Consider the following 14389-nt stretch of genomic DNA (forward strand, 5'->3'; position numbering starts at 1 on the left):
ATCAGGCGATGGATTGGGCAGGTTGTTCCCGCTCCTCATCCCTCAGGGTGAGCACTTCGTAGCCGTTCTCAGTGACCAGTATGGTGTGCTCCCATTGGGCAGAGAGACTGCGATCCTTGGTCACCACGGTCCAACCGTCCGGCAGCATTTTGACCTGGCGTTTTCCGGCATTGATCATCGGTTCGATGGTGAAGCACATTCCCGGGAGCAGTTTGATACCGGTTCCGGGGGACCCGTAGTGGAGTACCTGGGGGTCTTCGTGGAAACCCCGGCCGATTCCGTGACCGCAATACTCATGCACCACCGAGTAGTTGTGCGATTCGGCGTATTGCTGAATGGTATGACCGATATCGCCCAGATGAGCACCGGGTTTCACTTGGTTGATACCTAGCCAAAGCGCCTCATAGGTGATCTTTGTCAGGCGTCTGGCAAGAATCGACGGTTCGCCGACAAAGAACATCTTGCTGGTATCGCCATGAAAGCCATCTTTGATGGTGGTGATATCGATGTTGATAATGTCGCCGCTTTTCAGCTTTTTATTCCCCGGGATGCCATGGCACACCTGGTGGTTGACCGAGGTGCAGATAGACTTGGGAAAGCCGCGGTAATTCAAGGGGGCGGGAATGGCGTTCTGTACGTCGACAATATAGTCATGACAGCGCTGATCCAATTCATCGGTGGTGACACCCGGTTGCACATAGGGCGCAATCATCTCCAGTACTTCCGCAGCCAAGCGACCGGACACCCGCATCTTCTCGATCTCTTCGGGGGTTTTGATGATAACACTCATATTTACTGAATATCCTTTAGACGTCTGATAGGGTGCCGTCGGACGTTAGGTCGTTTATTTCCCACTCCTAGGCTAAGGATAGCTATTGTAAAGGTTAATTTAGTCATATTCACCTCCGCTCGCTATGGGGTTGAATCGTCTCGTATCCCGCCTGTCAGATGGCATTATGCGTGTTACATAATGCGAAGCGGATTGTCGCCCTCCAGCTTCTGTGGTATAAAACGCGCCCCTGATCCGTGAACGATACTTGAATTACGGCTGGGAGAGGCGGTGTTTTTACCGTCAAACTACTTCACACACGTACCGACACAGCTGTCGGGGTGCCTGGGGAACCGGGTCGCCAGTTGGGGTACGTGGAGGACTAACCCGTACAATTCGGAGCTATACATGAGCAACATCTCGATGCGTCAGATGCTTGAGGCTGGCGTGCACTTCGGTCACCAGACCCGTTACTGGAACCCCAAGATGGGGGCCTACATCTTCGGTCACCGCAATAAGATTCATATTCTGAATCTGGATAAGACCCTTCCTCTGTACAAAGAAGCCATGAATTACATGGGTTCGCTGGCTGCAAACGGTGGCAAAATCCTGTTTGTCGGCACCAAACGTGCTGCCAGTGAAACCGTCAAGGAAGAGGCAACCCGTTGCGGCATGCCCTATGTCAATCACAGATGGCTGGGCGGCATGTTGACCAACTTCAAGACCATCAAACAGCGTATCAAGCGCCTGAAGGATCTTGAGGCGATGTTTGAAGATGGCACCATTGAGCGCTTCAACAAGAAAGAGGCACTTGGCCTGCGCCGCGAGATGGAGAAGCTGGATCGCAGTTTGGGCGGTATCAAGGATATGACCAGCCTGCCTGACGTGCTGTTTGTCATCGATACCGGCCACGAAGATATTGCCGTTGCGGAAGCCCGTAAGCTGGGGATCCCGGTTGTGGGTGTGGTGGATACCAATAACAACCCGGACAATATCGATTACGTCATTCCTGGTAATGACGATGCTATCCGTGCAATCCAGCTTTATGTGCAGGGTGCGGCGGCAGCCGTACTGGAGGGCCGCGCCAGCGCTGCTCACCTGGGCGGCAAAGAAGGTAGTGTCGACGAGTTTGTTGAAGTGCCGGAAGAGAAGGCGCAGGCTGAAGAGTAACGCCTGTCTGCAGACTCCAGTCGAAAATGCGGCGGGCTCCTCTTTGCAGGTGCCCGCCCACTTTTAAAATTGATAGCGACACCCTAGTTAGATTAACCATCCAGGTTACCGTCCGGATCTGTTTGTCATACAAGTTGGCTAGCCCCGCTTTTGACTATCCGGAATTCACATCGCTATCTACCAACTAGCTTTAATTGAGCGAGGAACTACGAATCATGGCGATTACAGCCTCTCTGGTAAAGGAACTGCGTGAACGGACCGGTTCCGGCATGATGGAATGCAAAAAGGCGCTGGTCGAGGCCGATGGCGATATCGATGCAGCTATCGAAAATATGCGCAAATCAGGACAGGCAAAGGCCGCAAAAAAGGCGGGTCGTACCGCTGCTGACGGCCTTATAGTCATCCAGATGACCGATGACAGCAAAAAAGGTGTCATGGTTGAAGTGAACTGTGAAACCGATTTTGTTGCCAAGGATGAGAACTTCACCTCATTCGCCAACGCTGTAGCCCAGCGTGCTTTGGCGTCCGATGTGGCTAGCGTTGACGAGCTGTTGAATGCGCCGCTGCATGATGGAGAAGAGACCACCGTGAATACCGCGCGTGAGGCACTTATTGTAAAGATTGGCGAAAATATGAATGTCCGCCGGTTTGAGCGTTTTGAGTCCACCAGTGGTCGCTTGTCCAGCTATAGTCACGGTGCTCGAATCGGTGTAATCGTCGATATCGAAGGTGGTGATGACGATTTGGCAAAGGATATCGCCATGCATGTGGCTGCCAGCAATCCGACCTGCGTGTCCGAGGAACAGGTATCGGCCGAATTGGTGGAAAAAGAGCGTGAAATCTTCAAGGTTCAGGCTTTGGAGAGTGGCAAGCCTGAGAATATTGTGGACAAGATCGTCGAGGGTCGTGTACGCAAGTATCTTTCCGAAATCACGCTTCTGGGTCAGGCCTTTGTGAAGGATCCGGATATCACGGTTGAGAAGCTGTTAGCTGGCGCCGGTGCCAAGGTGAACAGTTTCAAGCGCTTCGAAGTTGGTGAAGGGATTGAGAAGAAACAGGAAAACTTTGCGGATGAGGTGATGGCCCAGGTTCGCGGAGAATAAGTAAAACAAACAGTCCCGGTTTTCCGGGACTGTTTTTTTGTCCAGGGATAGACTTTGCCGCGGAGACCATGGATGACCGAGAGTGGCTTTGGAAAGAGCATAGAGTTAAACCGCGATGTGCAGGGAAGCTTGATCGCACTGTTGAACGACGGTTTGCCGGGTTTTACATTTACTTAGAATTAGAGAATCTGTATGTCTGAACTGATCTACCGGCGCATCTTGCTCAAACTGAGCGGTGAAGCGTTGATGGGTACTGGAAACTTCGGTATTGATCCTGAGGTGATCGCCCGGGTGGCCGAGGATATCAAACAGCTTGTCGAAGACGGTATTCAGGTGGGTCTGGTTATCGGAGGCGGCAATATTTTTCGCGGCGAAGGTCTCGCTAAGGCCGGAATAGATCGGGTTTCCGGCGACCATATGGGGATGCTGGCAACGGTCATGAATGCCCTGGCCATGCAGAATTCACTGTTGAAGCTGGGTGTGCCTGCCCGTACCATGTCCGCTATCGGTATGGAACAGGTGTGTGAAACCTATGTGCGCCGGAAGGCGGTGGAACACCTGGAAAAGGGAGAAGTCGTCCTGTTTGCCGCCGGTACGGGAAATCCTTTTTTTACTACCGATTCGGCGGCTAGCCTGCGCGCGATTGAAATCGGTGCCGATCTGTTGATTAAGGCAACCAAGGTCGATGGTGTTTATTCGGCCGATCCGATGAAAGACCCCAAGGCCAAATTTTATCCTCGCATCAGTTATGATAAAGCGTTAGCGGATGATTTGAAGGTAATGGATGCGACGGCGATTGTCTTGTGCCGTGATAACGGTATGCCGCTGCGGATAATGAATATCAACACCCCGGGCGCCCTGTTGCGTCTGGTGAAGGGTGAGGAAATCGGTTCCCTTGTGGAGAGTGGAAATGATCGATGACATAAAAAAAGACGCGACAACGCGCATGGGAAAAAGTGTAGACGCTCTGGATCATGAGCTGGCGAAGGTAAGGACAGGTCGGGCTCATCCCAGTCTGTTGGATCACCTGACTGTATCCTACTATGGCTCAGATGTTCCCCTTAGCCAGGTTGCCAATGTGACGGTGGATGATGCCAGGACCTTGGCTATCACTCCCTGGGAAAAGAATATGGTGCAAACCATTGAAAAGGCGATCATGAATTCCGATTTGGGCCTCAACCCCAATTCGGCCGGTACGGTGATTCGTGTGCCACTGCCGCCGCTCACTGAAGAGCGCAGAAAGGATTTGATCCGGGTTGTGCGTGGTGAGGCGGAGCAGGCCCGCGTTGCAGTGCGAAATATTCGCCGTGACGCCAATAGTGAACTGAAGAATCTGGTGAAGGAGAAACTGATCTCGGAAGATGACGAGCGCCGTGGCCAGGAGATCATTCAAAAGTTGACAGATCAGCACATCAAGGAGATCGATGAGCATCTGGCGGTTAAAGAAAAAGATCTGATGTCGATCTGACCCGATGCTTCAGGTCCTCTTGGACAGGGATGGCCTGAGCATCGCCGGCGAGCGGGTATACCAGACCGGAGAATGTTTTAATGGAGGTTGATGGAGTGACCCGGTTGCCGCGGCATGTTGCTATTGTGATGGATGGCAATGGGCGATGGGCAAAACAGCGCAATCTACCACGTCATGCCGGGCATAAGGCTGGCGTCAAGTCGGTCCGCACCAGTGTCGAACAATCCGTCAAGCATGGGATTGAAGTGCTGACGCTGTTTGCCTTCAGCAGTGAAAATTGGAAGCGCCCGCAAAAAGAGGTTTCGCTGCTGATGGATCTGTTTATGGTTGCGCTACAGCGTGAGGTGAAGCGTCTGAAGCGCAATAATGTCCAGCTGCGCATCATTGGCGATCGCACCGCCTTTTCCGAAAAACTCCAGCAGCGTATGGCAACGGCCGAAGCCGATACGGCTGACAACGACGGTCTAGTGCTGCAGATAGCCGCCAATTACGGTGGTCGCTGGGATATTGTCCAGGCGGTTCGTCATCTCGCAGGAAAGGTTGAGTCCGGCACGCTCTCGGCTGATCAGATCAGTGAAGCAATGATCTCAGATGAGCTCTCCTTTTCAGATCTGCCCGACCCGGACCTGTTTATCCGCACCGGCGGAGAACAGCGCATCAGTAATTTTATGCTTTGGCAGTCTGCCTACACCGAACTCTATTTTACCGATGCCTACTGGCCGGATTTTGATGCCGCCGCCTACGATACCGCACTGGCCTATTTTTCCAGCCGCCAGCGTCGCTTCGGCATGACAGGAGAACAGGTGCAGGTCAATAACCATCCTGAATCGATAGACTAAATATGTTGCTGCACAGAATCCTGACTGCTCTGGTCCTGCTGCCTTTGGTAATTGGCGGTGTGTTGTATCTGCCAACGGACGGCTTTGCACTGCTATTGGGCAGCGTCATCTTACTGGGGGGCCACGAATGGACCCGCCTGGCGGCATTGACGTCGCCGCTACGGCGATTTTTCTATCTGATATCGATAGCCGGTGTCATGGTTCTGCTGCATCTTCTGCTGCAAGATCCAACGTTGAGTCTGGGATTGTTCATTATGGCTAGCGTCGGCTGGCTGGTGGTCTCTTGGCAGATTGTCCGCTACAGGCCGGATCAATCGGCAGAGCCCGGCCAGGCGGGTAAGCTGCTGATCGGCTACTTTGTTTTGTTGCCCACCTGGGCGGCGCTGGTGTATGTGCATGGCAGCGGCGAGACCGGACCGGTATTGGTGCTGTATACCCTGTCGCTCTCCTGGGTTGCCGATACCGGCGCCTATTTCGCTGGCAGACAGTGGGGTAAGGTGAAACTATCGCCCCATATTAGTCCAAAAAAGACCCGCGAAGGTGTGTATGGCGCGCTGGCGGCAGTGGGCATATGGAGTGGGTGGCTCATCTGGTTGCGCCCTGAAACGGGCTCCATGCCGCAAATCGTCTTGCTTTGTTTGCTGGTCTGTCTGGTATCGGTTGTGGGTGATCTGTTTGAAAGTCTGCTGAAAAGACAGGCTGGCATCAAAGATAGCGGAAACCTGTTGCCTGGACATGGCGGTATACTGGACAGAATTGACAGTCTGACAGCTGTAGCGCCGGTCTTTACGCTAGGTTTGCTTCTGCTTGGGGGATTATAAGTGATTGGCTTGACAGTGCTGGGTTCAACCGGCTCCATCGGTATTAGTACCTTGGATGTGGTGGCGCGGCACCCGGATAGGTATCGGGTTGTTGCGTTGACGGCCAATCAGGATGTGGATGGATTGTTTGAACAATGTCGCCGCTTTGAGCCCGACTACGCGGTGATGGCGAATGCCGATGCCGCACAGAGTTTGGAGCAACGCCTCCAGGCGACGGGATTGACAATAAATGTGTTGACCGGTGTGGAAGGGTTGGAACACGTGGCGGCCATGAGCGAAGCCGACTATGTGATGGCGGCCATTGTCGGCGCTGCCGGTCTGTTGCCGACGTTGGCGGCAGCCAAGGCTGGAAAAAGAGTCCTGTTGGCCAACAAAGAGGCGCTAGTGGTAGCGGGCGAATTGTTCATGCGCGCGGTTGACCAGGGTGGCGCAGAAATCCTGCCGATCGATAGTGAGCACAATGCCGTGTTTCAATGCATGCCGGGTGACTATCGCCGGGGGTTGGATCAGGTGGGGGTGTCCCAGATCCTGTTGACGGCGTCCGGCGGCCCGTTCCGTACGTTGTCGCTGGACCAACTGCAGGATGTGACGCCCGACCAGGCTTGCGCCCATCCCAATTGGGATATGGGGCGTAAGATCTCCGTGGATTCAGCCACTATGATGAACAAGGGCCTGGAGGTGATCGAAGCTTGTTGGTTGTTTCATACCACTCCGGACAAGGTCCAGGTGGTGTTGCATCCGCAGAGTGTAATCCACTCCATGGTCGCCTATACAGATGGCTCAGTCCTGGCCCAGTTGGGCAATCCCGATATGCGGACTCCCATTGCACACGCCTTGGCGTGGCCCGAACGGATCGCTTCAGGGGTGGCGCCGCTGGATCTGTTCGCGACTGCCAGACTGGATTTTGAGCCGCCCAATATGGAGCGATTTGCCTGTCTGCGCCTGGCTTACCAGGCGATCGAAGCGGGCGGTACCTGTCCGGCGATTCTGAATGCGGCTAATGAAATTGCCGTTGCCGCCTTTCTCGACGGAAAACTTGGATTTACCGGCATTCCTGAGGTCATTGAATCTGTGCTGGATCTAATGCCGGGTGATGGAAACAGCGACCTGAATACCTTGCTAGCGGTGGATCACGAGGCGCGTATACGGACGGAACAATTGATCCGCGATCGGGTCTGACATAGTCGCTATGACATCATTTTTGTTTACAATTGCCTCTTTTATCCTTGCCCTTGCGATCCTGATTGCCGTTCATGAATTTGGACACTTCTGGGTGGCGAGGAAACTGGGTGTCAAAGTGCTGCGGTTTTCCATTGGTTTCGGTAAACCGCTGTTGGTGTTTAGAGGGAAACCCTCATCGGTGCCTGCAGAAGCGGGTACGCGACTTTCTGAGGTGGATCAGGGCACGGAATATGTCGTTGCCGCCATTCCCCTGGGCGGCTACGTAAAAATGTTGGATGAGCGGGAGGGGGATGTTCCCGCGCGCTGTCAGCATCAAGCCTTCAATCGTCAGTCAGTCGCTGTACGATCAGCCATTGTAGTGGCGGGGCCACTGTTTAATTTTGCTTTCGCGCTGTTGGCGTTCTGGTTTATCGGTATTTACGGCGATACCGGATCGAGACCATGGATCGGCCAGGTATCCGAGTCGACCATCGCCGCAGAAGCAGGTTTTGTTTCCGATGATGAGATAATTGCGGTGGGTGATACGCTGACGCCTACCTGGGAGTCGGCTGTTTATGCATTGTTGACGGATGCCACAGCGGGCGAAGATGTCGTCGTCAGGGTAAAGGATGCTGAGGGTCTTGAGCGAATACGCATTCTCCCCGGGGAGCGTTTGCTACATCTGGCAGAGGATGGCCGCCTGCTGGAACATATCGGACTTAAACCCAAACGCCCTCTGATAGAGCCGGTTATCGGACAGGTTGTTGAGGGGGAGGCGGCGGCCTCTGCCGGTCTGCAAGTCGGAGATCGGGTACTGACGATCGATGGTCATGATCTGAAGTCATGGTCCGAGCTGGTTGATTATGTTCAGCAACACCCCGCCTCTCTGGTCAAAATGGAGGTATCCCGCGAAGGCCGTAGACAACCTGTTGAGCTCATTGTCGGTCAAGTGGTGCGTGGTGAGCAGACGGTTGGACGTATTGGTGCCGGACCTCATGTACCTGACGGATTGTTCGACAATTACCGTGTCGAGGTGCGCTACGGCCCCTTCGATGCGGCGATCATGGCGGTTTCAAAAACCACCCATATGTCACTGTTTATGCTTAAAATGTTGGGCAGGATGGTGACTGGAGAAATCTCCTTCCGAAATCTCAGTGGTCCTATTTCTATTGCCCAGACAGCGGGCAAAACAGCCAGTTTCGGTGTGATTCAGTTCCTGAAGTTTTTAGCCCTGGTCAGCATTAGCCTGGGGGTCCTCAATTTACTGCCGGTCCCGATACTGGATGGTGGCCATCTGTTCTATTTCCTGGTTGAGGCGATAAAGGGGAGTCCGGTATCCGAAGCGGCCCAAGCTTTTGGTCAGCGTATTGGATTGGCTATTTTACTGGGTCTGATGACCTTGGCGTTCTATGTGGATATCACCCGATTGTTCAATTCATAATTAATTCTGCCTGCCCCTTGGGCGTGGTGGAAAGATTATTTATACTAGGACACTTTTCCACTTTACTGGCGCGAATTGGGGATGGGTGGGATAGCGGAAACAGCATAAATATCATAGCGATACGGTGATTTCTATTTGACTTGGAGAGATCGGCGTGCGCGGCCACCATCGATGCCACAGGGGCTTATGGGATCAGTAAAGGTTTATCCGGATTCCGTCACGATGGGGTCTCCTTTGTCATGGATAGACTTACTAAACAAAAACTTATAAAGATAATATGAACCTGGTTAATAAATTGCGTCAGTTACTGCTCCTCTTCATCCTGGTTCTCCCTCAGCTGGCGTTGGGCGATACCTTTGTTGTCAAGGATATCCGTGTAGACGGTCTGCAACGTATCTCTCCCGGAACCGTGTTTAACTATTTGCCGGTTAAGATTGGGCAAGAGATCGAATCTGACTCAACCGGTGAGATTATCCGAGCACTCTACAAGACCGGTTTCTTCAAGGATGTAAAACTGGAACGGAAAGGGGATGTGCTGATTGTCTTTGTGACCGAGCGTCCGGCAATCGCCAAGATCGAAATTCAGGGGAATAATGCGCTTGAGACCGACCCGTTACTGCTTGCTCTGAAAGATATCGGGCTTGCGGAAGGGCGGGTGTTCAATCGGTCGGTGTTGGACAAGATAGAGCAAGAGCTGCAACGGCAGTATTTCAATCTCGGTAAATATGCGGTCAAGCTATCCTCTACGGTAACACCGCTTGAACGCAACCGGGTGGCAATCAGTATTGATATTTCTGAGGGCGGCACGGCACGAATTAAGAATATAAACATCATTGGTAACCGCGCCTTCGAAGAAGAGGACCTGTTGGATGAGTTCTCTCTGAATACCACCGGTTTTCTCTCATCCTTCACCAAGGATGACCAGTACTCGCGTCAAAAACTTTCCGGGGATCTGGAAAAACTGCGCTCGTACTATCTGGATCGTGGCTATATTAACTTTAAAATCACCTCAACCCAGGTCTCCATTACGCCGGACAAGAAGGATATCTATGTCACGGTGAATATCGAAGAAGGCGATGTATATACCATTAAGGATATTTTGCTGACCGGTGATCTGGTCTTGCCCAAGGAAGCGTTCTTTCCAATGATTCACTTGGTTCGGGGAGAGGTCTTCTCCAGGAAAGAAGTGATCGGTAGTGCCGAGCGCGTCAATAAACTGCTTGGCAACAATGGATATGCCTTTGCCAATGTAAACAGTATTCCGGACATCGACGAAGAGAAGAAACAGGTAGCGATCACCTATTTTGTGGATCCGGGAAAAAGGGTCTACGTGCGACGGGTCAATATGAAGGGTAACAGCGACACCCGTGACGAAGTGCTGCGTCGTGAAATGCGTCAGATGGAGTCGGCCTGGTACTCGGCAGAGCAAGTGACTCGTTCACGGGAGCGGTTGCAGCGGTTGGGCTTCTTTGATGAAGTGAATGTGGAGACGCCTGCTGTACCGGGTTCAACCGATCAAGTGGATGTGAATATCTCGGTAGTGGAGAAACCGATGGGTAACTTGGCAGCCGGTCTCGGTTTCTCACAGTCCGATGGTGTGATTTTCAGTACCAGCTTGACCCAGAAAAACTTCCTGGGAACCGGTAAACAGGTGTCATTGGCCTTTGATAACAGCTCGTCAAGCACCCATTATCGGGTGGGTTATGTCAATCCCTACTATACGGTTGACGGTATCAGCCGTGGTTTCAATCTGAGTTACCAGAAAACCGACTTTGATGAGGTGGATACGGCCAAGTACCTGACCGATACCGGTACCGTCGGGGTAGTCTTCGGGGTGCCGATCACCGAGACGGATCGGGTCAATTTTACCGCCGATCTGTTACACACTTCGTTTAAGCCGGCGGCATCTCCTTCAGACGTGGTAAGCGCTTTTAAAACAGAAAACGGTGATTCCTTCCTGGACTTGAAGATTGGCACCAGTTGGACCCGGGATTCCCGCGACTCTGCGCTCCTGCCCACCAAAGGCGGTGTGCAGAGTTTGACCGCCTCGGCGACGATACCGGGTAGCGATCTGGAGTATTACAAGATCGCTTACAAAAACAAACGTTATTTCCCGCTCAATAACGCCTTCACCCTAGCGCTCAATGGCGATCTGGCCTATGGTGACGTCTACGGTGATACCTCACGTCTACCGCTGTGGGAAAATTTCTTCGCAGGCGGCATCAAGACGGTCAGGGGGTTCAAGGATCATAGCCTAGGGCCACGAGACTCCAGCAATGATCCGGTAGGTGCCAATATCAAGATAGTCGGTAATGCCGAACTGTTCTTTCCCGCACCTTTTAAGCTGATGGAGAAATCGATTCGCCTCGGCCTATTCCTTGATGCAGGTAATGTTTTTTCTACCAACGGCGGAGCCGATATCGATCTGGGTGAGATGCGTTACTCGGTCGGGGCATCGGCCATGTGGCTTTCCCCCATGGGAGCATTGGGTATGAGCCTGGGTGTTCCGCTTAACGACAAGCCGGGTGATGAGACGGAGGTATTCCAATTCACCTTCGGTAATGCATTCTAAGTTTTAGGAGATGAAATTGAAGAAGACAGCCTTAAGCATTCTCGCGATTTTTCTGTTTAGTCTGAACGCTATTGCGATGGCCGGCGAATTTAAAGTGGGCGTGGTTGACCTGAATAAAGTGATGGAAAAATCACCGCAGGCCGAGGCTATCAGCAGTTCGTTGAAAAAGGAGTTCCAAGCGCGGGATCAGGATTTGATCGCCAAGGCCAAACAGTTGAAACAGCTGGAGGATAAGCTGGCTCGGGATGCTGCCGTGATGAGTCCGGAAGAGGCTAAACGGCTTGAGAACGATATCCGTGCCCGACGCCGTAAACTCACCACCTCCCGTGCTGAATTCCGTGAGGATGCCAACCTGCGTCGGAATGAGGCGGTCAATCGTTTGCTACGCAAGGTGGGCGAAGTGGTTTCCCAGATTGGTGAAGAGGAGCAGGTTGATGTGATCCTCACCGACGGGGTCGCCTATTTTAATAAGCGGGTTGATCTGACTGCAAAAGTGTTACAGCGTCTTGAAGAGCTCTATAAAGCCTCAAAGTAGGGCGTGCCGGTGAAAGCAACGACGTATCGTCTTGCCGATTTGGCGACACGTATAGGGGTGGAGCTGCTGGGCGATGGCGATACGCGAGTTACCCACGCCGATACCATTCAGGATGCCAAGAAGGGGGCGATCTGTTTTCTGGCTAACAGCAAATATCGCCACTATTTGCCTGATACGGGTGCTTCGGCGGTTATACTGGGGCGCGAGGATGCCGCCCACTCTCCTATTCCCGGTTTGATATCGGATAACCCCTACCTCACTTATGCCAGAGTGGCTTCTCTGCTCTATCCGGTGGCACAGGTGGTTGGTGGTGTACACATATCTGCGGTTGTATCCGAGAGCGCGGTCGTTGATCCGGGAGCCTGGATAGGTCCCTGTTGTGTGATAGGCGCCAATGTTGAGATTCATGCCGACGTGTCGATCGGTCCCGGATGCGTGATTGATGACAATAGCGTCATTGGCGAACAGACTCGTTTGGTGGCCAAAGTGACCGTCTGTTCAGGCTCGGTAATTGGGAAACGGGTGTTGATACACCCCGGTGCCGTAATCGGTAGTGATGGGTTCGGGAATGCCAATGACCAAGGTACCTGGGTTAAGGTGCCGCAGATCGGTGCTGTCATTATTGGTGACGACGTGGAGATTGGCGCTAATACCACGATTGATCGGGGTGCCCTACGAGATACCGTGATAGCGGACGGTGTTCGATTGGATAATCAGATCCAAATTGCACATAACGTGCGTATCGGCGAGCATACCGCTATTGCGGGATGTGCCGGTGTTGCCGGCTCCACCACTATTGGGAAATATTGCACCTTGGGCGGTGGAGTGGGCCTGTCCGGACATTTGGAGATTGGGGACAACGTCCACTTCTCCGGCCAGACGCTGGTTACCCGTTCATTTAAGGATCCCGGGTACTATAGCGGCAATCTTCCGGCGGTAACGAACGGCGAATGGCGTAAAACGATCGCCCGTATTCGTCGTTTGGAAAATGTCATTCAACGTTTGAATACGTTGGAAAAAGAGGTGTTCAGGGAAAAGGTTGACAAAAAAACGGATGGCCCGGTTTAGCCTGGTCAGCCCGATAACGGTTTACATGTGATCGCTGGTAGATGAGTTGCCGCGACAGGGGGAGTCATTTGAGTACAATGGATATCAACAAGGTGCTGACGCTGTTGCCGCACCGTTACCCTTTTCTCTTGATTGACCGGGTGCTCGATTTCGAGAAGGATACACGATTGCTGGCGCTGAAGAATGTGACCTACAATGAGCCCTTTTTTAATGGGCACTTTCCCATTAGGCCGGTGATGCCGGGCGTGCTGATTGTCGAGGCGATGGCCCAGGCGACCGGGTTGTTGGCCATGGAGTCCAATCCGGAAACGGTGAACGATACCACTGTCTACCTGTTTGTGGGTATCGATAAGGCGCGCTTCAGACGTCCTGTTGAACCCGGCGATCAGTTGATGATCGAGGTGAAACAGAATTCAATTAAGCGGGGTATCGGTGTATTCTCCTGCATCGCCAAGGTTGATGGGCAGGTAGCCGCTACGGCGGAAATAATGTGTACAGCCAGAGATTTTGCTCCTTGATTGATCTCAAAGCCGCCATTGATCCTAATGCAGAGCTGGATGAAGGGGTCTCTGTGGGGCCTTTCACCGTCATCGGCCCTGGAGTCCGGATCGGTAAGGGTACCCATATCGGTCCACATGCCGTGATCAAGGGGCCCACGACCATAGGAGAAAATAACCGCATCTTTCAATTTGCCTCTGTAGGAGAGGACCCACAGGACAAGAAATATGCCGGCGAAGAGACCCGTCTGGAAATCGGTGACCGGAATGTGATTCGTGAGTTCACCACCATTAACCGGGGCACCGCCCAGGATGCGGTGGCGACACGGATCGGCAACGATAATCTGTTCATGGCTTATACCCATGTTGCGCACGATTGTCAGCTCGGAAACCATATCATCATGGCCAATGCCGCCTCGCTGGGAGGGCATGTGGTGATCGGCGACTGGGCGATCCTGGGCGGATTTACGATGGCGCATCAGTTTTCCCATATTGGCGCCCACAGTTTTTGTGCGATGGGATCGGTGATCAACAAGGATATCCCGCCGTATGTCACCGTGAGTGGACATCCCGCCAGGCCCTACGGAATCAACTCAGAGGGTTTGCGTCGACGGGATTTCTCAAATAGTGCGATTCAGAATATCAAGCGTGGCTTCAAGGCTATTTACAAGCAACAGCACACTATTGATGAAGCGCTGCAAGCGTTACGGTTGCTGCAGCAGGATTGCCCGGAAATCGGGCTATATATCGACTTTCTGGAGCAGAGCGAGCGCGGCATTGTCCGGTGATCTGTGTGCCCGGATGCCTCATGTACCGCGACCTAACCTTCTATAATAGATGTTTTTTTCCCGGCCAATGCCCAATCCGGTGGTTGCTTTGGTTGGCCCGATATTTGTTGTCGGGCGATCGCGCCTCGCTGTACAGAACCTATAAAAAATAACCGAC

Annotated in this window: 13 protein-coding genes and 1 pseudogene; 13 read left to right on the forward strand and 1 reads right to left on the reverse strand. The window is 52.8% G+C overall.

Annotation, left to right across the window (positions count from 1 at the left end):
- Position 1 precedes the first annotated feature (1 nt).
- Positions 2-802, reverse strand: a pseudogene (map, locus tag ACQY5R_RS10105) (type I methionyl aminopeptidase); the annotation flags it as partial.
- Positions 803-1192: 390 nt separating this feature from the next.
- Here map and rpsB point away from each other — a divergent pair.
- From rpsB to lpxA, 13 genes are all read left to right on the forward strand, one after another.
- A complete protein-coding gene (rpsB, locus tag ACQY5R_RS10110; protein WP_428607904.1) occupies positions 1193-1939 on the forward strand; it encodes a 30S ribosomal protein S2 in 747 nt (248 codons plus the stop codon).
- Between the two features lie 215 nt (positions 1940-2154).
- Entirely contained in the window at positions 2155-3042 is an 888-nt protein-coding gene (tsf, locus tag ACQY5R_RS10115) for a translation elongation factor Ts (protein WP_428607746.1), read from the forward strand.
- A 192-nt stretch (positions 3043-3234) separates the two neighbouring features.
- Positions 3235-3963, forward strand: a complete 729-nt coding sequence (pyrH, locus tag ACQY5R_RS10120) for a UMP kinase (protein WP_428607749.1) — start codon at positions 3235-3237, stop codon at positions 3961-3963.
- Positions 3953-4510, forward strand: a complete 558-nt coding sequence (gene frr, locus ACQY5R_RS10125; RefSeq protein ID WP_029133035.1) for a ribosome recycling factor — start codon at positions 3953-3955, stop codon at positions 4508-4510. Before pyrH ends, frr begins: the two co-directional genes overlap by 11 nt.
- A gap of 80 nt (positions 4511-4590) precedes the next feature.
- Complete coding sequence (locus tag ACQY5R_RS10130; protein ID WP_428607751.1) at positions 4591-5349, forward strand: isoprenyl transferase; 759 nt, start codon at positions 4591-4593, stop codon at positions 5347-5349.
- A gap of 2 nt (positions 5350-5351) precedes the next feature.
- Positions 5352-6170, forward strand: a complete 819-nt coding sequence (locus ACQY5R_RS10135; protein WP_428607754.1) for a phosphatidate cytidylyltransferase — start codon at positions 5352-5354, stop codon at positions 6168-6170.
- Positions 6171-7349 carry a 1-deoxy-D-xylulose-5-phosphate reductoisomerase gene (ispC, locus tag ACQY5R_RS10140; RefSeq protein WP_428607757.1) on the forward strand — a complete coding sequence of 393 codons (1179 nt, stop codon included), beginning with the start codon at positions 6171-6173 and terminating at the stop codon, positions 7347-7349.
- Between the two features lie 10 nt (positions 7350-7359).
- The gene (gene rseP / locus ACQY5R_RS10145; protein WP_428607760.1) at positions 7360-8772 is read left to right on the forward strand and encodes an RIP metalloprotease RseP; all 1413 of its coding nucleotides are present in this window, start codon (positions 7360-7362) and stop codon (positions 8770-8772) included.
- A gap of 277 nt (positions 8773-9049) precedes the next feature.
- Complete coding sequence (gene bamA, locus ACQY5R_RS10150; protein ID WP_428607763.1) at positions 9050-11344, forward strand: outer membrane protein assembly factor BamA; 2295 nt, start codon at positions 9050-9052, stop codon at positions 11342-11344.
- 16 nt (positions 11345-11360) lie between these two features.
- Positions 11361-11879 carry an OmpH family outer membrane protein gene (locus ACQY5R_RS10155; RefSeq protein WP_428607766.1) on the forward strand — a complete coding sequence of 173 codons (519 nt, stop codon included), beginning with the start codon at positions 11361-11363 and terminating at the stop codon, positions 11877-11879.
- 9 nt (positions 11880-11888) lie between these two features.
- Positions 11889-12947, forward strand: coding sequence for a UDP-3-O-(3-hydroxymyristoyl)glucosamine N-acyltransferase (gene lpxD, locus ACQY5R_RS10160; protein WP_428607768.1), 1059 nt, complete (start codon positions 11889-11891; stop codon positions 12945-12947).
- 41 nt (positions 12948-12988) lie between these two features.
- On the forward strand, positions 12989-13465 hold the full coding sequence (gene fabZ, locus ACQY5R_RS10165) for a 3-hydroxyacyl-ACP dehydratase FabZ (protein ID WP_428607771.1): 477 nt from the start codon (positions 12989-12991) through the stop codon (positions 13463-13465).
- Entirely contained in the window at positions 13462-14232 is a 771-nt protein-coding gene (gene lpxA, locus ACQY5R_RS10170; RefSeq protein ID WP_428607773.1) for an acyl-ACP--UDP-N-acetylglucosamine O-acyltransferase, read from the forward strand. The genes fabZ and lpxA overlap by 4 nt, the downstream gene beginning before the upstream one ends.
- Positions 14233-14389: the final 157 nt, after the last annotated feature.

Source organism: Sedimenticola sp., assembly GCF_050289425.1.
In the GTDB taxonomy this organism is placed as follows: Bacteria; Pseudomonadota; Gammaproteobacteria; order Chromatiales; family Chromatiaceae; genus Sedimenticola.